Origin of the sequence: Psychroserpens sp. (genome assembly GCF_036960315.1) — a bacterium.
Taxonomy (GTDB): Bacteria; Bacteroidota; Bacteroidia; order Flavobacteriales; family Flavobacteriaceae; genus Psychroserpens.
The window spans coordinates 14779-34096 of sequence record NZ_JBALVR010000013.1; the positions used below are offsets into that span (position 1 = coordinate 14779).

At 32.7% G+C, this 19318-nt stretch carries 17 protein-coding genes and 1 other RNA gene; 7 read left to right on the forward strand and 11 right to left on the reverse strand.

The features are described from left to right. Positions 1 to 15 precede the first annotated feature (15 nt). The 3 genes from V7719_RS16965 to V7719_RS16975 are packed head-to-tail and all read right to left on the reverse strand — an operon-like array spanning position 16 to position 4130. Positions 16 to 2313 (reverse strand): hypothetical protein, encoded by a 2298-nt coding sequence (locus V7719_RS16965; RefSeq protein ID WP_335731141.1) that lies wholly within the window; start codon positions 2311 to 2313, stop codon positions 16 to 18. Between the two features lie 12 nt (positions 2314 to 2325). Next, positions 2326 to 3594, reverse strand: coding sequence for an OmpA family protein (locus V7719_RS16970; protein WP_335731142.1), 1269 nt, complete (start codon positions 3592 to 3594; stop codon positions 2326 to 2328). A 2-nt stretch (positions 3595 to 3596) separates the two neighbouring features. Beyond that, positions 3597 to 4130, reverse strand: a complete 534-nt coding sequence (locus tag V7719_RS16975; RefSeq protein WP_335731143.1) for a T9SS type A sorting domain-containing protein — start codon at positions 4128 to 4130, stop codon at positions 3597 to 3599. 963 nt (positions 4131 to 5093) lie between these two features. Between V7719_RS16975 and V7719_RS16980 the strand changes: the two genes are divergently transcribed. From V7719_RS16980 to V7719_RS16995, 4 genes are all read left to right on the forward strand, one after another. Further along, positions 5094 to 6407, forward strand: coding sequence for an OmpA family protein (locus tag V7719_RS16980; protein ID WP_335731144.1), 1314 nt, complete (start codon positions 5094 to 5096; stop codon positions 6405 to 6407). Between the two features lie 264 nt (positions 6408 to 6671). Next, on the forward strand, positions 6672 to 7181 hold the full coding sequence (locus V7719_RS16985; protein WP_335731145.1) for a hypothetical protein: 510 nt from the start codon (positions 6672 to 6674) through the stop codon (positions 7179 to 7181). Positions 7182 to 7349: 168 nt separating this feature from the next. Next, a complete protein-coding gene (locus V7719_RS16990) occupies positions 7350 to 9848 on the forward strand; it encodes an McrB family protein (protein WP_335731146.1) in 2499 nt (832 codons plus the stop codon). A 55-nt stretch (positions 9849 to 9903) separates the two neighbouring features. Next, positions 9904 to 11121, forward strand: a complete 1218-nt coding sequence (locus V7719_RS16995; protein ID WP_335731147.1) for a 5-methylcytosine restriction system specificity protein McrC — start codon at positions 9904 to 9906, stop codon at positions 11119 to 11121. A gap of 647 nt (positions 11122 to 11768) precedes the next feature. Here V7719_RS16995 and V7719_RS17000 read toward each other — a convergent pair. Further along, positions 11769 to 12002: a helix-turn-helix domain-containing protein gene (locus V7719_RS17000; protein WP_335731148.1), complete on the reverse strand. Its 234-nt coding sequence runs from the start codon at positions 12000 to 12002 to the stop codon at positions 11769 to 11771. Between the two features lie 177 nt (positions 12003 to 12179). Then, positions 12180 to 12575: a transfer-messenger RNA gene (gene ssrA / locus V7719_RS17005) on the reverse strand. Between the two features lie 407 nt (positions 12576 to 12982). Here ssrA and V7719_RS17010 point away from each other — a divergent pair. Continuing rightward, positions 12983 to 14188 carry an NAD(P)-dependent oxidoreductase gene (locus V7719_RS17010; protein WP_335731149.1) on the forward strand — a complete coding sequence of 402 codons (1206 nt, stop codon included), beginning with the start codon at positions 12983 to 12985 and terminating at the stop codon, positions 14186 to 14188. A 113-nt stretch (positions 14189 to 14301) separates the two neighbouring features. Further along, positions 14302 to 15048: a slipin family protein gene (locus V7719_RS17015; protein ID WP_335731150.1), complete on the forward strand. Its 747-nt coding sequence runs from the start codon at positions 14302 to 14304 to the stop codon at positions 15046 to 15048. Positions 15049 to 15074: 26 nt separating this feature from the next. Here the strand turns inward: V7719_RS17015 and V7719_RS17020 are convergent, their stop codons facing one another. Genes V7719_RS17020 through V7719_RS17040 form a run of 5 tightly spaced genes read right to left on the reverse strand, consistent with a single transcriptional unit; the run spans position 15075 to position 17523 of the window. Then, positions 15075 to 15731 (reverse strand): DUF1361 domain-containing protein, encoded by a 657-nt coding sequence (locus V7719_RS17020; RefSeq protein WP_335731151.1) that lies wholly within the window; start codon positions 15729 to 15731, stop codon positions 15075 to 15077. Beyond that, a complete protein-coding gene (locus tag V7719_RS17025; RefSeq protein WP_335731152.1) occupies positions 15719 to 16102 on the reverse strand; it encodes a ribosomal maturation YjgA family protein in 384 nt (127 codons plus the stop codon). Before V7719_RS17025 ends, V7719_RS17020 begins: the two co-directional genes overlap by 13 nt. Continuing rightward, the gene (locus V7719_RS17030) at positions 16099 to 16731 is read right to left on the reverse strand and encodes a SanA/YdcF family protein (protein WP_335731153.1); all 633 of its coding nucleotides are present in this window, start codon (positions 16729 to 16731) and stop codon (positions 16099 to 16101) included. The genes V7719_RS17025 and V7719_RS17030 overlap by 4 nt, the downstream gene beginning before the upstream one ends. A 2-nt stretch (positions 16732 to 16733) precedes the next feature. Further along, positions 16734 to 17021, reverse strand: a complete 288-nt coding sequence (locus V7719_RS17035) for a hypothetical protein (protein WP_335731154.1) — start codon at positions 17019 to 17021, stop codon at positions 16734 to 16736. Position 17022: 1 nt separating this feature from the next. Continuing rightward, positions 17023 to 17523: a Coq4 family protein gene (locus V7719_RS17040; protein ID WP_335731155.1), complete on the reverse strand. Its 501-nt coding sequence runs from the start codon at positions 17521 to 17523 to the stop codon at positions 17023 to 17025. Positions 17524 to 17679: 156 nt separating this feature from the next. Between V7719_RS17040 and V7719_RS17045 the strand changes: the two genes are divergently transcribed. Further along, on the forward strand, positions 17680 to 17844 hold the full coding sequence (locus V7719_RS17045) for a hypothetical protein (RefSeq protein ID WP_335731156.1): 165 nt from the start codon (positions 17680 to 17682) through the stop codon (positions 17842 to 17844). A gap of 51 nt (positions 17845 to 17895) precedes the next feature. Here the strand turns inward: V7719_RS17045 and V7719_RS17050 are convergent, their stop codons facing one another. Then, the gene (locus V7719_RS17050; RefSeq protein ID WP_335731157.1) at positions 17896 to 19296 is read right to left on the reverse strand and encodes a DUF4153 domain-containing protein; all 1401 of its coding nucleotides are present in this window, start codon (positions 19294 to 19296) and stop codon (positions 17896 to 17898) included. Positions 19297 to 19318: the final 22 nt, after the last annotated feature.

Here is a 19318-nt window from a genome sequence, read left to right on the forward strand (position 1 = left end):
CCAATTCAATTTACCTTAATTCTTTCTTACTTTTAATTCAGTAAAATTATGAGCATATTTTTTATGTGTATGGTAGTCCTTCAAAGTATTAGATTGGATAAAATTTATTATTTCATTTTTATATGCTTGATCGTTATCTATTTTTTTCCAAAAAGGATGATCTTCAATTGGTAATAACGGAATTTCATTTAGCTCTTCTTTTGAATTTTTATTATTCCCTAAGAAAAGTTTACTCAATCGATCTTTATCTTCTAACATTTGCACATATTGTTCTCGAGCCATTGTAATTGCGGTTTCTATTTGTTCCCTAGTAATTTTAAAATAAATAACGTCCTCTTCATCACCATAAGCAATATTATCTTTTATATTATTATCGTATTGATTTTCTTGTTTTTCCTCAACTTTCACAATGCCTTCACTTTTAGTATTACCAATAGCTTCAGCATAACCAGGCACCAAATTTGACAAAATCCTATTTGAATTGAACGCTCGGGTTTTAAGGTTTATAAGCTCTTCGTTGAGAGCTTTTATTTCAGTCTCTTGCTGTGACACTATATCACTCAAATTGTTAGTGTTAATTCCTACTGCTACATTTACAATGTTTATACCTTCTGAAACTCCAATAATATTCCAAGCAACTCCTACCATTCTTTTGTAATCCAAAGCTTTCATTTCTTTTGGATTTACGGCAGTTCCATAACGATTATCAAGTATATTTGGCAAAATAAAATCTCCTGGTGATACACTACCTAATACTTTAACAGGTACTTGTCCTATAAAAGCAATTTTAACATTATTTTTTTCATTACTTTTTTGAGGCATATTTCCCAGAACTATTGGTCTTGTAGAAACAACCATTATTTTTTCAGCACCCCAAATATTCTTGGTAACTAAACCGTTTTTTATTCCTACAAGCTCACCAGCAGAGAAATGAGCATTTATATTTTCCTTTGGTAACCATTCGGCATAATCACCAGCCCCGGATTGATATGAAACACCTATGTTTTCTTCTGAAAACACTTCAAAAGCCACTAATTCTGCATAGGATAATACTGAACTTCCCACAGCTGCAGCAGCATTGGCTATTTTTACAACCACATTAAATATTTTTTCGCCAATTTTAGTTGGTGCGGGCGATACAACACAAGCACCCAAACCTGCACAAGCAGCAAACGCGGTAAGCTCGGTTGCTAAATCTAGCCCAGACTCACCAAATTCTGCAATAAAAATTAATAGTTCAACATAAGTAATTGCAGCATCAGTAATTTTAAATCCCTGTTCCCATTGAAATTCTGGGTCATCGTGTAACTCATCAATAGTTATACCTTCAATACGTCCCCACATTTGGGCCTCATCCTCATCCCAAAATGATATATAATTATTAGCTATACCTCTTTCATCTTTAACTTTTATTGCAATGCCTTGATAACTTCCCTCAACTTGAAGAGGATACAAATCAAAATTTGATTGTTGGCCTTCATTTTCAATAGTAGCATTAATAGTAAGCTGTGCATTAATATTTGTATCATCGGCTATTGTAGTTTCTCCGGCTAATGTGGTTTCATTATAGATCAATAAAGTATTTCCCGTTAGAGCATCAAAATCGGAGTTGCCTTCAACATTTAAATTGCCTCCAATATTCACATCTCCCGATAGATTGGTAGTTGCTTGACCAACCACATTTAAGGAATCGTTCAATACCGTAGCTCCAACAACTTCAAGATCTCCAATAATCAATAAATCGTTATTTAAGTTGGTATTCCCTTCAACCGTCAAATCTCCAGAAAGATTGGTGGCATTTCCCCCGTTGACATTTAAAGTACTATTTAAATTAGCTGGTCCTTCAACTTGCAATTCACCATTCAAAAAGGTAAGATCATCAACAGTTAAAGTCCCAGTAGCTGTAATATTCCTGTGAAAAGCATAAGGCAGAAAGGTGAGTTTTTCACGGGCCATATCCACATAGTTGGTCCCGCCATCAAAATCGATCTCGACATTGAGGTCCTTGTTGGTTCCATCCCAACTTATTTCGGCAAAACCATCAGGGTCTTCCTGACCTATTAATAAATTGATCCTGCCATATTGGTCGGTGTTTGTCGTTTGGACTTCTTGATACTCCACCTGATTACTCTCATCGAGAATGGTAAATCGGATGGCAATCGTAGCATTAGGTAAAATATTACCTTCTGCATCAACACCAGGCAATTCTTGATTGTCAGGACCGATAATGACGGCTTGATAGCTTATACCATCAGTTTGAGCAGTAAGTTGTAGACTTACAAATATGAATAAGGCGATTAATACTTTTTTCATGATATATTGTGTTTAGTTTTTGGTCATTTTTAAAAGGTCATCCAGTTTTGGGGCAATGATAAAGGTTATGCGTCGGTTCTTGGCCTTACCTTCTTCAGTTGTATTATCTCCAATTGGATCATACTGTGCACGTCCGGCTATAATGAGGTTTTTCGGATTAATAGCTTCATTCTTTTCCAGGATCTGCACAATGCTGGAAGCTCTTCTTGTAGAGAGGTCCCAGTTATTATTAATGAACGCTTCCTTATTAAAGGAGGCATCGTCGGCATGACCTTCAATCATCAATAATAAATCAGGATTCTTTGCTAAAAAATTGCCTAAATCATTTATGGTATTTATAGCATTTTTATCTAAACTCCAGCTCCCTGATCTAAATAACAACTCTCTTTCCATGACAATATGAACTCTACCATCGTGTTGTTCAATTGTCATGTCACTACCCTGATAAGGATTCAAGGCATTAGTGATTGAAACTTTTATTGCATCAATTTCTTTTTGATTCTTGCTGACTATAATTTCCTGCTCAGCAATCTTGTTTTCAAGGGTAGCTTTGGTTTGTGTGTTCTCCAATTCTAAAGCTGTAATTTTTTCTGAATTGGCAGTCAATTCATTTTTCAATTCTTCTATCTGAACTATCTTTTCTTCAGAGATTGTTTCTTGCCCTTTTTTAAGGCTCACCAATAAGCCAATACCAATGTTATGTGTCTTTATTTTGAGATCGCCTTGCACGTCCTTAAACGCGTCACTTGTTCCATACATATATTGTGTAAATACTGAAAGCCCTTGTGATACAGCGTATTGCATACCCAATCCAGCTCTAATAACGTAGATAGCACTATCAAAATCTTCTTGATCAGATAAATTGAAAACCTGATCGTTTAAAGTTTGAGTTCCTTGTATTAAAAATTCAGCTCCTGCAGAGGCTTTGATATAGATCGTAAAATTTCCCGGTTTAAAAATTTCGAAATCAAAACCTAAACTTGCTCCTAAATAACTAAGGTCCCATTCAAAGTAATTATCAAAATCGACATCACTACCTATAGCGCCATATTCATAAAAATTACCATTAAAATTGACGAATAACCCCTTAGCAAAAAACTTGGTACGATAACCCAAACTCAAATAAGTGTGATTAGAAGATTGCAGATTATCTAAAGATTCTCCCTGTGAATTTTTATAATCGAAAGATGAAATAGTTTTCCCCGATTCGAAATACAGTTGTTGACTATTTACAGAAAAATAACTTAGGAAAAGACATGCAAAAACAATGTATGATTTCATATTTATCTTTTTATTAGTTTGGTACTAAAGCTTTTGTTATTAGACTCAATATTGAGAATGTAGTTGCCATTGGCATAATCACCTAAATTCAATTTAAGTGTTTGAGATGGCGCAAATTTTTGAGAATAAATAAGACTTCCTTTAATATCAAATAAAAGGATCTTGACTTCGTTTGTTATGTTTTCTGAAAAAGTGATGAACAGATAATGGCTAAATGGATTAGGATAGATTTTAGCCAATAATATATTAGAATTAGTATTTGAACTGACCTCTATTAATAATGAGGGTTGTTGGTAACCTTGTCTTAATGTAAATCCTGAATTGGATTCTGTTCCTATTATACTGGATTGACCGATACTTTGACTAATGACGTAAATTCCATTGGAGGTTGACATTGTGGTGGACCCTCCGCTAGAGCCAAGATTTGACCTTATAATAGCGTTGGACGTAGCGGTTTCTGATTCTATTGAAGAATTTTGACTATGGCCTGCAAAAAAGCAAAAAGCCATTATACCAAATAAAAATTGTTTACCCATCTCAATTAATTTCTTTAAATGGAAGGCTAAATTGATCTAGGAGGACAACCAGTATATTAGAAGGTCAAATTGATTTAAGAGGGCAGCCAAATAAAATAGCTAATTTTCTAAATAGGAATTGAATGTAATAAAAAAAAAGAATAATTTTCTAAATAGGAATTGAATGTAATAAAAAAAAAGAAATTCTGCAAATATTTTGTTACAAAAGATTAAAAATCAGATTATTACTTACTCTTATTCTTTTGGTAATAATTACGAAACCGAAGCGTTGCATTTGATTCCGAATTACATTTTTAACGAAATTGACTTAATACTCTTTTCCTTTTTAATACTGTTTTTTTGAATCGGATTTAAAATGGCTTAAAAAAAACAGTTTGGTAAATACGCTTTTGATAAAAAATTTAATCATTTACATTATTTTTTTGGGAGCATTATTTTCATTAGTGTTTCGGATACAAGACTTTTCAACTGGACTTGGAAATTTATTGTTTCTAACATTATTTCATTTAATTATAGTCAATTATAAAAATGAGCGACTTGAACTAAATAAAAAAACTATTGCCAACATCGTATAAAAATAATTGCTTATTTTAGGCTAAACCAAAGGTCTTTGTGCTTTTGTTACGTCTGATTTACTACGGAAAATCCTCGCACACAAAAACGCAACTAATCATATAAAAACACGATATCACAATTCATAGTTTAGCAATGGTTTAGCAATAAGCAACACAAAGCTTTTTGTAATAGTATATGTTATATACCAAGATACGGAATCCCGTAAAACCTCTCCTAGAATAATTTATAATATTGTATATTGAATGATGTTTGTCATAAAAAACTCACAACTATAAACCTATATTTACCTTTTAATTAAAATTATTATCATCCAAGTGATATAGCATCGGTATAGTTATTAACTATATCCAATTGTTAGCCACAATATACCAACCATACTAAAAAAATATGAAAGAAGAATTTGACCCAAATAGAGCTTACAATAGAGATGCTATAAATAAAGAACAGAAAATTAGAGTGCGTTTAATGGATGAAGAAGCACTTAATAGAGGTCGAGAAATAGAAGGTTTACCTAAAATTACCGATAAAAAAGATTTCGACAGAGAACTAAAACTTAATCCACAACATAAAGTTTTCACAGATGTTTACACAGGTAAGATAATTAGAGGTGGCGACGCATACGATTTTGAGCATATTGTGTCTGCGAATTATTTATATATGAAACTCAGAGGAACTCATACAGAAGAAGAAATTGCAAAAATAGTCAATAACCCTAAAAATGTTGGAGTTACAAGAAGGGATATAAACAATCATAAAAAGCAACATAATCTAAAGGATTATATACTCGATAAAAAGGAAAAAATAGAGCGATTTGGTATTGATAAAAACCTTGCAAAAAAAGCATTGATAGATGCAGAAAACAGCATCAACTCTTTATCAAACATTGATTTTCCAATATCTTATGACAATAATGATAAACAGAAAAGTAGTCAGCCATCAAAATTTAATAAAAAAGCAGCATTTATACCACCTGTAAAATCATCTACATCAAGAAGTTCATCAAATTCTTCAAATAAAAGTTCAAATTCCAAAAATACTTCAAAGTCAAGTTCATCTTCTAATTCAGCAAATACACCCAAAGTACCTGTTAAGCTTATTTTAGGTATTATAGTAATAATCATTTTACTGTTATTGTTTTTATGGTTTAAGAATATATTTCCGTTTGATAACAAAAACAATCAAACTAATGTTGTTCCTAAATCCGAAATAATGACCGATGAAAATAAAACGATTGAAAATAATCCTATAGGTGAAGGTTTTATAGAATCAAAGATGAGATTCGCAAAGCCTTTAGACGACTTAACGAAATCGGTAACCGATATTTCCGAGTTTAATTCGATTGTAGAAAATCAAAATATTATTCCTGTAATTGGTTCAATGTTCGAATATAATTCAGCGGACATTTCAAACGATGGAAAAGCAATCTTAGCGGAATTTGCAAATGAGTATAAAAAGTTAGATTTTCCTTACAAAGTTCTTATCGAAGGATTTACTTGTACTATTGGTTCAAAAGAATCTAATGAAAAATTAGGCAAAGTTAGAGCTGATAATTTAAAATCAGAACTAAATAGGTTTGGTATTGCCGAAAATCTTATTGTTATTAAACCAATTGGAATGCAGAACTTTGTTTCAACCAATAATGGAAAAAGCGATTTAGTTTTAAATAGAAGAAGTAACGTAACGATAATTAGTGCGGAATAATACTGTGGCTAACATCGTATATATCTCATAGCTAATTAGTTACTTAAACGAAGTTAAGGCTTATTTGGAAAGTCGCCAAATTTTTAAATTTGACGATTTCCAATAAAAAAGATAAATAGTAAAATTTAAAAATCTGGCTTGTGATCAATCCGAAAATAATTTTCTAATTTGCACGCTACGAGCCATATACAAAACCGTTAGCAAACATTAGAACTGACTCAACCGTTAAACTTCATATTATTAATCTGAATTTAAACTAATACAATGAAAAGATTTATACTTATTATTATTTTATCTGTAAATTATCTCGGTTTCTGCCAAGAAGGATACGTCAATGAAGACGGAACAGTTTCGGATAAAGCAAAAAGAGAACTAATGGTTGGAGTCTTCAATGAAAACGCAACTGAAGGAACTCATTATGAAATAGAAGATAAATACTTTGTTGTAATAACAAAATCAGACTGTGGAGATAAAAAGTTTGAACCAGAGGAAATGCAGAATAAAGCATTACTTTCTTCCTTTGCTCAACTTTTAAATCAAATTTCTGGTTTCAAAAGATATGGTTATGACAATTATTCTGACATTGGTTTTGAAGGAATGATATTTAAAACTAATACAGTTTGCATGTATACTACGAGACGTTATCATTTCAAATTTGAACTTGATGAATTGAAAGGTTTTCCTGAATATATGGACATTGGTGAATTAAGAGATTATGTCATAATCGAAAATAAAAACAAGAATATTATATACGTTAAAAATCCGAAAAAATAATTAGACGAACAATAACATTTGCTAACAACGTGTATATTTAATTGCTTGGTTATCGCCTACTTGGAAATTCCTTAGGAATTTCCTCTGGTTCGTTTTCTTTTGCTAACTTAGTTCTAGCCAACGCAACTAACCATACACAAACATGTTGTATGCCATTAACGAAAACAAATGAAAATATATTTTGGAAAAATATCAACCAAGTACGATACAGCTCAAATTGATGGCGGCTATTATCAAGCCCCAAAAAGCAGTACATGGTTTAACGGAATTGAAGTTGGAGACTATGCTTTTGTTATAGGTGGAAATAAGATCCAACTTTGGAAAGCGAGAGAGTGGGGTGAAATGCGGGATGGAGCAAATGATAAATTAGACTTTGACATCATAATTGCAGATACAGAGATTGAAACAAAGGATTTAATTGCCTTCAAGTATTTTAAACTAAGTATTGACTTGATTGTGAAGTCAACAAGATCGACAGGTGCGGAAAAAAAGGCATTTTTCGAACTTGAAATAGACCCTGGATTTACCGAAGTGAATTTATTAGACCCAGAAACATATAAAGATCAATCCAATTATAGAGAAATCAGGACATTCCTACCTGGAGAAGAAGTAAAAAGCTCTTATGATATCCAAATGCAGTTTGAGAATGGGCAATTGCATATGCACCCAGTAGTCAATTGTGATCATGAAATTGTAAATCGCTTTAAGGACAACACAAAACATATCGGATATGGTCAATCCCAAAAGGACCGGACTCTTTCAGTTCTGAAAGCAATAAGTAACACTAATTCAAACCTAAGTAATAAGTTAACGATTAAAGACTTATTTGATGCTTGTATGTGTCCTTATAAAGTTGATAATCAAGAAACTAAATTTTGGGTGATCAACGGATTTGAAAAGAAAAAAATTGAATATGACTTGGAGAATAACAGTTATGTAATGTATTTCCAATATGATGTTCAGAAAAAGGGAGAAGTCACAAAGCAATTGCGAAAAGCGAAAAGTATTAAGCCAGGAGATAAAGTTTTGCTCTTCAACAAAAACAAATACTATGGGCATTCCACATTTGAAGAAACTGACCTGGAAAACACATTAGAGCTAACGCTGAATAATCAGATTAGTAATGCTATAAAAAATGATCCTGGCAAGATAGTCACCTATACCGATGCTAAATGTTTTTATGAAGACCTTACCTCTGAAAATGGATTTAATGGTGAATGGGGACAACGTTTGAATATTCAAGAATGGGAAGATATCCATGAAGAAGGAGTTTTAATTCCAGGAATTGCGGAAAACTTAGGTTCATCATCCATAGTAATGGATACTATTATTGAACTTAAAGACAGAAAGTTTTATGACATAGTAAAAGGAATATTATCCGGAGAAATTGAAAATATTAATGCGTACAAGAAGATGAAAGAAACAATCAATCTAATTCAATCTAAAAAACAAGTTATTCTCCAAGGGCCTCCGGGAACGGGTAAAACATATTCGGCTAAAGACTTTGCAGAGCAATTAATCTATAATTCCATTTCTTCTGATAAGAAAGAGCAAAAGAGAAAACTTGAAGAATCAGGTCAGTTTTCATTGGTTCAATTCCATCCATCTTATTCATATGAAGATTTTGTCAGAGGTATATCAGCTAAGAGCGAAGGCGGTAATATAGTCTATGAAACCGAAAATAAAATTCTTGCTACGTTTGCTCAGAAAGCAATGAACAATTTATATGCTGTTAATAAGGACGTTAAAGAGCTTTCAAAAGAACAGCAAATCGAAAAGTTGTTATTGAAATTTGCAGAAAAGGTTCAAGATAAAATTGATACTCATGAGGCATATCCTATTACACCTGCGGTTTCAATTCTAGTTGTAGAAAATGATGCTTTTCGGTACACTGGTGATTGGAAAGTAAGTCAACGTATGAAATTTAGTGATTTGGTATTAGCTCAAATAAGTGGGATCACCACTCGCCAAGAGTTAAAGCAACTACCAGGAGTTTCTGGATTAGCTAAACAGCACGCGTCATACTTTATTAAGGTTTTGAATAATTTCCAGAAAGAATACAAAGCTGAATTGAAAAAATCTACTGGAGACGACATAGAAAAGCCGTTATTAAAAAATTACATTTTAATCATTGATGAGATTAACAGAGCGAATTTACCTTCTGTTTTAGGAGAACTAATATATGCTCTTGAATATAGAAATGAATCTGTCGAAAGCATGTATGCCTTGGATGGTGACAATTCTATCACGATACCAGAGAATTTGTACATCATTGGCACCATGAATACTGCTGATAGAAGCGTTGGTCATATTGATTACGCGATAAAGAGACGCTTTGCCTTTGTTGATGTTTTGCCAAGAGAAGATGTTATCAATAATGACAAATCTAAAGAGCTATTTAAAATGGTAGCAGCTCTCTTTCTTCAGGAAAAAGAAGGGAAGAAATTGAACTCTGATTATTTAGCTTCTGATTTTGACTACAAAGATGTTCAATTGGGACATAGTTATTTCATTTTAAAACCCGGAACGGCTGAAGAACAAAAAATGGAACTTGAAATGAGATTAAAATATGAAATAACACCTATTCTAAATGAATACGTTAAGGATGGATTACTATTAGAAATAGCTAAAGAAAAAATAGAAGAAATCGCAGATTTTGAGTGTTAAACTACTGACATATAGAGAACATGAAAACGTTCTGTTCGAAAGCGAAACTATACCGTTGACTCAAAATTTTTATGAAGTGACCTTCACTAAGACTCATAGAGGAAGAGATGCAAGTTTACCTTGTTTTACCGTTAAAAAGACTAAAGAATCCGAAAACATATATAATTTAACAACTGGTTATTTCATTGGTGTTGATTGGTTGGATTCAGATAAGACAGCATTATATGTAGCTCCAAAGCTAAACCTTGAGAATAAGGAAGTAGACTTTGTGAAAATGCTTTTCTCTTCCCTACGACATGTTGATGTGACCAAAGAAATTGACGAGCTTTTTGAGGTTAAATGGGATCAGCCAAATATTGAAATTGAACAAAAACAGGATTTACTCACACCATTTCTTGTGGTAGAGTTTCTAAGTCTGCTTAAAATTATTGTTCGTAAAGGATTAAAAAAGTCTTATTACAAAGTTGAGAAAAACCTACACAGTAAGGTCAAAGGAAAAATATTGATTGGTAAATCCATTAAGCACAATATCCTACAAAACAAAAACCTTCATACATATTGTAGTTATGACGAGTTTGGGCTGAACAATAAAGAAAATCGGCTATTGAAAAAGGCACTTTCCTTTGTGAAAAGGTATTTGCCTAATTACACTCAACTCACCGATAATAAAGAAATTCAAAACACTTTTAATTATATCAACCCAGCATTTCATAATGTCTCGGGTGAGATTGAATTGAATGAGATTAAACAGTCAAAAAAGAATGCTTTTTACAAGGAGTATGAGCATGCAATCCATTTGGCAAAACTTATTTTAAAGCGATTTGGTTACAACATATCCAACACTGTAAAGGACAAAATTCAAACACCTCCCTTTTGGATAGATATGAGCAAATTATTTGAACTTTATGCTCTTGGATTACTAAAGGATCGATTCCATAATCAGGTGAAGTTTCAACACAAGTATTACGGCAATGAACTGGATTACCTTTTAAAGTCGGATAATTATAGAATGGTGATTGACGCGAAATATAAATTAAAATATATTAGCGGTAAGCATGACGAAGATATTCGACAAGTAAGCGGCTATGCGAGATTAAGGAATGTATATAAAGCATTAGAGATTGAACAAGGAAATATAATTGATTGCTTAATTATTCATCCAGATCAAGATAATGGACTTGAAGACCTCAAAGATGTCGACTTAAAAGAAAAAGAAATACCTCAATATTTTGACGTTTATAAAGTCGGTTTGAAATTACCACACACTAACTAAAAATGAATAATATAACAACGTGTATAACCAATTGCTTTGTTTGTGCGTACTCAGAAAATCCTGCGAATTTCCCTACTGGTTCGCTTTCTTTTATTAACTTAGTTTTCGCCAACGCAACAAACTATACACGAACACGTTGTGCGCAACTTCAACTATGAAGAATATTATTTGTTCAATCGTAATTACGTTGATAAACAGGTATTACAAATTGAACATTAGGTGCTTGTAAAAAATTTATAGTTGGTAGTTGGTTTGCTTTCATATGTTTTGTTCAATATTTTCTATTGGGCCATCAATCTCAGGATGGCATTTTATATCTAATTGCTCACTTAGATGTTTTTTAACACCTATAATATGAACATTGCGTACTAATGTAAGAATCACCTCATTACTTCTAATACTTTTAAAGTTTGTTATGATGGATATGAAAGATATTAATATCATAAATAGGTTTTAATAATACATTATATTTTTCTGCTTTTTAAGCTTTAATTATTCATTGTTGTGATAACAATTGTACTCATTTTGATGACAATTGTTATCTTATTCAATGGTTCATCAATGGTTCGAATTGAAAATCAATGGTTCATCAATGGTTCGATTACCAAATTAAACAGTTCATTTTACTGAGACATAAAGTTAAAAGTCTATTGCTTTAGAATAATTAGCGCTTTATCAATATCACTTCTCTTATAATATCTACGATTACCAATACCATAACATTTAATCTTTCCTTTTTTAGTCCAACTCCATAAGGTTGAAGAATCAATTTTGAGATATTCGACAGTTTCTTTTCTGGTCATTAATGTGTCAGGCTCCTGAGAACCAGAATGAAGTTCTTGTTGGTTTAATATATCTCTAATTGTTGTTATATTTTTCAAAATTAATTCGATAGCTCTGGGTAAATCCTCAAATTTTAAATTTTCCATTTTTATAATAATTGTATTGATTCAAATGTTGAATGAAGAAGTTCAAAATAAGTTATTAACAGGTAAATTGTCACCTTATTTGTCACCTAAAAAAACAAAACCCTGTAAATTAGACATTTACAGGGTTAATTGTGGAGTCGGAGAGAATCGAACTCTCGTCCAAACAAGCTATTAAAGAGTTTTCTACACGTTTATTCTTTCATTAGGTTTTCGATTGTAAACTGGCAAAAGACAGCCCACTTACAACTTAGCTCCTTAATCTCGAAAAGGTATCAAAGCGCTACCTAATCTAAGTCAATATTTACGATGCCTATATTAAGAACGCCATTAACCAAGGCTTTCTTGAGACATTTAGCATTCCTACCTAGTAGGACGTGGCTTAATCTTACTGTGATTCAGATTATGCAGCTAAAGCGTAGTTATTCTCGCCGTTTAAAAAGTTGACCTAGCCTTTTACGTGTTTCAAAGTCATTACACGACGTGCTTACCATTTAATGAATCTCGCTGTCAAAACCAGTCGACCCCATTTTAATGAGATAGTAAATTTTAATTTACGTCATCGAATTAATCCCGAACTTGTTTCGGGATCTCCTCAACATCTCTTTTAGTAATTTTAATTTACGTCATCGAATTAATCCCGAACTCGTTTCGGGATCTCCTCAACATCTCTTTTTGTAATTTTTATTTTGGCGTTCCCTTTCAGGTCAGGCTTTCCGCTATATCTTTTGCGAAAGCAAAAGGATGTCGCTTCAATCCTTAACGCACTTCCCCAAAGTATAAAAGCCAATGTGCTCCGTAGCTTCAGTGAAGGAGTGCAAAGTTATCAAAAAGTTTGTATAACCCTACATTTACTAGTATTTTCGTGCAAATTTTGTACCAATATATTTTACTGTCAGTTTTGTCAGTTAAATCAGCCATAATTCAATTTTTCTATGAAATTCGCTATCATCAAAGAACGCAAAAACCCACCAGATAGACGTGTTGTGTTTTCTCCCGAAAAACTCGCCGAAGCTAGAACACAATTTCCACAAGCCGAATTTGTTGTTGAGTCTTCAGATATTCGTGTGTTTTCAGATGAAGCTTACAAAGCTCAAGGCTTTTCTGTGGTTAATGATGTATCCGATTGTGACGTGATGATTGGTGTTAAAGAAGTGCCTTTAGAGCATTTAATTCCGAATAAAAAATATTTCTATTTCTCACATACCATAAAAAAACAACCCTATAATAGAAAGTTATTGGTGGATATGCTCAATAAGCATATCGAAATGTATGACCACGAAACTATCGTTAAGCAAAATAGCGCAAGACTCATTGGTTTTGGTCGTTATGCTGGATTGGTAGGTGCTTATAATGGCTTTCGAGCCTTAGGTTTAAGAGATGGATTGTTTAATTTACCAAAGGTGGAGACGCTTGCCGACTTAGATGAGGTCAAGTCCGAATTGGATAAAATAACCTTGCCAAATATTAAAATATTACTCACTGGAACCGGTAAAGTGGCACATGGAGCCAAAGAAATCCTCGACCATTTGAAAATTAAGCAAGTGAGTGATGCGCTGTATTTAACCACTCAATTTACAGAACCAGTTTACGTCATGGCAGATGTTATGGAATATGCCAAACGTATTGATGGAAAAGTAGGTGACAGATGGGAGTTCTATAAAGATCCAACTGGCTACGAAGGCAATTTTATGCCTTATGCTAAAGAAACCGATTATTTCATCGCTGGACACTTCTACGGAAATAATGCGCCATATCTATTCACAAGAGAAGACGCCAAACATTCCGATTTTAGAATCAATTTGGTAGCCGATATTTCTTGCGATATAGATGGTCCAGTCGCAAGTACGATAAAAGCGTCTACAATTGCAGACCCATTTTATGGTTATGATCCGCAAACAGAAAGTGAAGTGGCCTTTGATGCTAAAGACGCTATAACAGTTATGGCTGTCGATAACTTGCCTTGTGAGTTGCCAAAAGATGCCAGTGAAGGGTTTGGCGAGATGTTTTTAGAGCATGTCATTCCTGCCTTTTTTAATGGCGACGAACGTGGTGTTTTAAAACGCGCTAAAATCACAACTAGTGATGGTGAATTGACCGAAGGATTTAAGTATCTTCAAGATTACGTGGATGGTGAATAAGGTCTAATTAGCGTTTAGCTCTACCTTTTTATTCCAATATACTGATATATATCATGTTGTAGTTTTTAAAAAAATACCTACCTTAAGAAGGTGTAACTAAAAAACAATATGTTATGAACCCTCCTATATTATTTTCAGTTCTTTTAATTGTATTCTTTTTATCAGGTATACGTGTTATTTTTGAATACAAGCGCGCATTAAAATTTAGATTCGGTAAATATATTAAAACTTTAAATCCAGGATTTAGATGGGTTATTCCATTGGTTGAAACGATACAGATTGTAGATATTAGAGTTATTACAATAAATGTAGTCTCACAAGAAGTTATGACCGAAGATAACGTGCCCTGTAGTATAGATGGTGTTGTATTTTTTAAGATTATTGACCCAGAAATGGCAGTATTAGAAGTTGAAGAATATAAGTTTGCCATAACGCAGTTGTCACAAGCAGCATTGAGAGATGTTTGTGGTAAAGTAGAGCTAGATACTATTTTGTCTAAGCGTGAAGAAATGGGCAAAAACATTAAAAATATAGTTGAAGTTGAAACCAAAGAATGGGGTATCGATATTATTGATGTTAAGATAAAAGATATTCAATTACCAGAAAACATGAAACGTATGATGGCCAATCAAGCAGAGGCAGAACGTTCCAGACGAGCGCGCATTATTTTGGCATTAGCAGAAGAACAGGCTGCTGGTAAATTATTAGAAGCTGGTAAACTTATAGATCAATCGCCATCTGCAATTAAATTGCGGTTGTATCAAACCTTATCTAATATTGCAGCAGAGAAAAATTCTACTATAATATTTCCGTTTCCTGAAGAAGTCTTACATAGAAGCGCTAAAACAGATACGAAATAAATGGATACTTAATAAAGTGAATATCTTTAGTTTTTAGAGTAGGCGAAGGCTTTTAATAGCCAATACGAAATAGCTAAAAATGTTCCAAAGGTTAAGATGAAAATCCAAGTTTCAAGATGAGGTCCAAATAGAAGATCAAACATATCTGAAATAAGATTAAGTGGATTATTTATAATTTCCCAGGAGTTGTAACGTAAAAAGCGTCCGAGATAAATTCCGAAGGCAGTTAAACCAAAAATAGACAACATCACAGCAAATACAAGTTTAGGGTTGAGGTATTGTTTTAATAGTTTTTCCATATCAGAAAGTGACAAGAAAAATAAAATCAGTCCATTAAACGCAAACGATACAATCACCAAAACATCTAGCCATATTAAATGTCTTTCAGAATTCATAAGATGTAATAAATCGGTGACGATATAAGGTGCGTTTGGTAAAAAGAGAAGCCATGCGCTAAACGAAACAAATAGCGTTAATCTGCTAACTTTTGGTTTGCTAATTAATGCTGTAGTAATAGCATATGGTATGACAGCCAGAAATAAATTCCATACTAAAAACAACAAGTAGAACGAGTGATGGAGTTTCATCCTAATCATAAGCAAAACGATGCTCAATACCATCGAAACGGTTAATAAGGATAAGATTCTAAATCTATTGAGAATAAGAGTTTTTATGGTTTCCATATGACGTTAATTTTTGTGTCTATTAAATAAATAGTAATAATGCCTAAGGTGTAGGCAATAAGATCTGAAATATGAAACGAGCTTCCTAAGATAATTACAGCAAGTTCATTAGCTCTAAGATTCAAAAAATCTAGAATATTAAGCAGCTGCAAAAACTCGATTAAAAACGCAAATGCTAAAACGGTTATAGCGATATATAATGGTTTTGCTTTAATAAAACTTCGAATGCAGCAATACATTAAAATGACCACCAAAAAATCGCCAAAGGTATGTCTAATAAAACCTTTGGTTAAAAATGCCGCAATACAGACTTCCGTAGATAACATTATAAGACTTGATGCAAAAAAGGGCTTGTTGAATTTAAAGGTCATTTGATTTCTATTTTTTCTCCTAAAAATTTTGGTTCTACATTAAACATTACATCAATCGCTGCTTTAGTTCTAGCTAGATATTCACGAAGTTGAACTTTCAGTCCGTAACGACCTTGAACGTCTTTTGCATTAAAAGCGATAGCATTTATATCGTTGTGTTTTGCTAAATAAATAGCGCGTTCGTTATGAAATTGTTGAGATATAATGGTAAGGGATTCTTGCCCAAAAATTTCTTTTGCTCTAATCACAGAATCTAAAGTTCTAAAACCTGCATAATCTAATACGATTCGATCTTCTGGAATACCCCTGGCCATTAAATCTTCTTTGAAAGTCGTGGGTTCGTCATAAGATTTGCTTCCATTATCACCACTTACTAGAACAAAATCTATTTTATTGGCTTTAAAAAGCGCTACTGTCGCATTGATGCGATAGGTGTAATAGAGATTTACATTGCCGTTAGATAAAATTTTTGCTGTTCCTAAAAGTAAACCTACTTTGTTTTTAGGGATCTCATTAACCGAACTATAAAGGTTGTCCTTAGCTTGATAACTCACCATATAATTGGTAAGCATAAGAGCAATGACTAAGAATATGGCAAGCAATACTATACGTTTCAGTGTTTTTTTCATCTTTAATTATAGGTTTCGGTAACAATTAGAAAATAGACACAAGCTATAGGAATGTTTATTAGTAATGCACCTATAGATTTTAGTGTCTTTATTTTATTCATTTTGAAAATCAGCACAAATAGCAATACTAAAACGACAAGGCTGTTTGCAATTACTGAAAATAACACATAATAGAAGCCAAATATTGTGATAGCAAATTTATTTTGACAACAAAGTTGAAGAATCAAAAGCATTGTTCCGAAACCAAAAAACACAAATGCTGTTGTTATCGCCATATTAAATCTATCCATATCAATTAATTAGTAATGTATTACGTTGTGATGTTGTGAAAATTGCTTGCCTAAAATTGTCGATATTAACATGCAGTAATTTCTTATAATTTAAGTGATGAAAGATGTTTGCGTGCTTTCCAATAGTGAACGAACGATAATAATAAGTGCAATAATCTGGTAAAATAATAATTCCTAAAATCATCGCTCCATACAAATATAAACTCCGTTTTCCGTTGCCAAAACAAAGACATTGTAAAGCGATTTCGTCTTCTACTTTAGTTCCAAAACCCGTTAAGGTATGGTAGGCGTCATGACGTTCTACTTTGGCAATGAGTTCATAATTGTGTTGCTCTAAAAAAGTCCCTAAATGTTTTCCAAAAGAATCTTTAGGGTATTCAAGTAAAGTGAGGCGAGAAATTCCCCAAGGTTCATGATGTTTAAACATTTTGGTATATACCTTTTGCGAATGCTCAAAAAGCCATTCTATCAGCTGTTTTCTATGTTGATTAAGTAGTTTCATTTTGGTTTGTCTTTTGCAAACCAAATCCAAGATTGGCAGGTTGTTATATATGCGGACGAGAAAAATGCAACCATATAAGTGCTGAAGTCTGATGAGATAATTCCAAGGAAACATAAACCAAACGAAGCAATAGTATAGTACGGGAAACACCTTTTAATGACTTGTACTTTAGTAATGCTTTGGTCTTTTGCAGCCCAAAAAAAAGGACAAATAGTCAATAAGATAACAATCGAAGTGCAGAAAAAAATCGGAATCATCGATAGGAATACAAATGGTACAACATCAGGATCTATAGACTTTGCGCCAATAACAGCCCAATAAATGGCTGTTGCTAGCAAACAAGATTTTGCAAGATTGTCACGAATATTCATGTTATTCATAAGTTTTAGAATTGCGTTTTCCTACAAAATTATCATAACTAAATTCTTGCCACTCTCTTAGGTTGAGCCTGTCCATATAGGCATTGTATTTTGTGTCAATTCTATTCTTGTTCTCTATAGAAATATCAATGCCATTCTCCTTTTCATGCAATAAGATGGCGTTTCTATCAGAAAGTTTTATGAGGTAATCAATATCGAAAGCATCAGCTTGATTTAGGTTGAATTTTGTTATGCTTCGATCCCAATTAATTGAGCTAGATATGAGCAGTACTGCAAATGCGATTTGTGTATTTCTTCTAAAAAGAAAGGCCATGTTTTTAATGTTCAGTACTTTCAAAAATGTGGTGATTAGTCCGATGAGTGTTAATAATATGTAGACATTCACACCAATACGTTTGTAAGTCAAACCAAACGATGTGATATAGTTTAGGTTCTTAATTGCAATAAGCACGATAAGCATGATATTTAGGCCAATCCATAAATAGGTTAAGTTTTTTAGATTTTTATTTTCTGAATAGAAATTGAGATTTCCTCTAAAAAAGTAGAGTATAATAACAATGGCTATTATTATGGAAGCGATGAGCGTATTAATTCCATTATGTACTTGATAGGACAACGCTGAGGCATTAGTAATATCATTTGTTGCCAGATAAGTAATGTCTGTAATAATATAAAGTAGAATTAAAAGGTTGAGTAAGCCTAGTAATACTGTTCCTAATTGTTTTTCCTTCTTTAATTTTTCTTCGGAAAACGTATCGGATTTAATTAATTCGTTTTTGGTTCTTAAATCGATTGAAGTTGCAGGTTCTACACTAAGTGGTCTAGAGATATTACTAAATAAAAAGTAACCTAAAATGCTAAATAAAATCCATTGAAAATTTATAAAATCAAAATCAATCAGGTTTACCAAATCGTTAAACATTGGGTTTCCGTTTTTATACAACAAAACAAAAATGATTATGAACGCTAATGGAATCCCGATAAGTTTTGCCAAATGAATGAGGTCGAAGTCTTTTTTCCAGTCGGCTTTTTCAGTTTGGAAATCAACCTCAAAAGTTCTGTGAAAAAAACCAGCTATTGACGTATAAACGCCATTTAGCCAATTGACATAAATTGATGTTTTGTTATTGGATACGGTTCCAACTAAAGTGAAAAATGCAACAATGTTAGCGATAATAGATAATGAGGAATGTTGGACAAACACGACAATTGCGGTTAGTATATAGGCAAGTGTATGCAATAGAATGCGTTTATTCTTAAACTTTTCAGGATTATATAAAAATAGGAACGCTATCGTTACAATGGTAAAGATTGATAAGTTGAGCCCAATGTATTTTCCGTAGAAAAGAATGCTAAACAGTAAGGACGCGATAATGGTTAAAAGTGGTTTCATATATTATTTATTTAAAGTACTT

Excerpts from the sequence above, each read along its gene's own strand:
- V7719_RS17015 (WP_335731150.1), top strand. The coding sequence starts at position 14,302 with ATGAACCCTCCTATATTATTTTCAGTTCTTTTAATTGTATTCTTTTTA.
- V7719_RS17010 (WP_335731149.1), top strand. The coding sequence starts at position 12,983 with ATGAAATTCGCTATCATCAAAGAACGCAAAAACCCACCAGATAGACGT.
- V7719_RS17040 (WP_335731155.1), bottom strand. The coding sequence starts at position 17,523 with ATGAAACTACTTAATCAACATAGAAAACAGCTGATAGAATGGCTTTTT.
- V7719_RS16990 (WP_335731146.1), top strand. The coding sequence starts at position 7,350 with ATGAAAATATATTTTGGAAAAATATCAACCAAGTACGATACAGCTCAA.
- V7719_RS16980 (WP_335731144.1), top strand. The coding sequence starts at position 5,094 with ATGAAAGAAGAATTTGACCCAAATAGAGCTTACAATAGAGATGCTATA.
- V7719_RS17020 (WP_335731151.1), bottom strand. The coding sequence starts at position 15,731 with ATGGAAACCATAAAAACTCTTATTCTCAATAGATTTAGAATCTTATCC.
- V7719_RS17025 (WP_335731152.1), bottom strand. The coding sequence starts at position 16,102 with ATGACCTTTAAATTCAACAAGCCCTTTTTTGCATCAAGTCTTATAATG.
- V7719_RS17050 (WP_335731157.1), bottom strand. The coding sequence starts at position 19,296 with ATGAAACCACTTTTAACCATTATCGCGTCCTTACTGTTTAGCATTCTT.
- V7719_RS16965 (WP_335731141.1), bottom strand. The coding sequence starts at position 2,313 with ATGAAAAAAGTATTAATCGCCTTATTCATATTTGTAAGTCTACAACTT.
- V7719_RS16975 (WP_335731143.1), bottom strand. The coding sequence starts at position 4,130 with ATGGGTAAACAATTTTTATTTGGTATAATGGCTTTTTGCTTTTTTGCA.
- V7719_RS17035 (WP_335731154.1), bottom strand. The coding sequence starts at position 17,021 with ATGGATAGATTTAATATGGCGATAACAACAGCATTTGTGTTTTTTGGT.
- V7719_RS16970 (WP_335731142.1), bottom strand. The coding sequence starts at position 3,594 with ATGAAATCATACATTGTTTTTGCATGTCTTTTCCTAAGTTATTTTTCT.
- V7719_RS16985 (WP_335731145.1), top strand. The coding sequence starts at position 6,672 with ATGAAAAGATTTATACTTATTATTATTTTATCTGTAAATTATCTCGGT.
- V7719_RS17030 (WP_335731153.1), bottom strand. The coding sequence starts at position 16,731 with ATGAAAAAAACACTGAAACGTATAGTATTGCTTGCCATATTCTTAGTC.
- V7719_RS17045 (WP_335731156.1), top strand. The coding sequence starts at position 17,680 with ATGACTTGTACTTTAGTAATGCTTTGGTCTTTTGCAGCCCAAAAAAAA.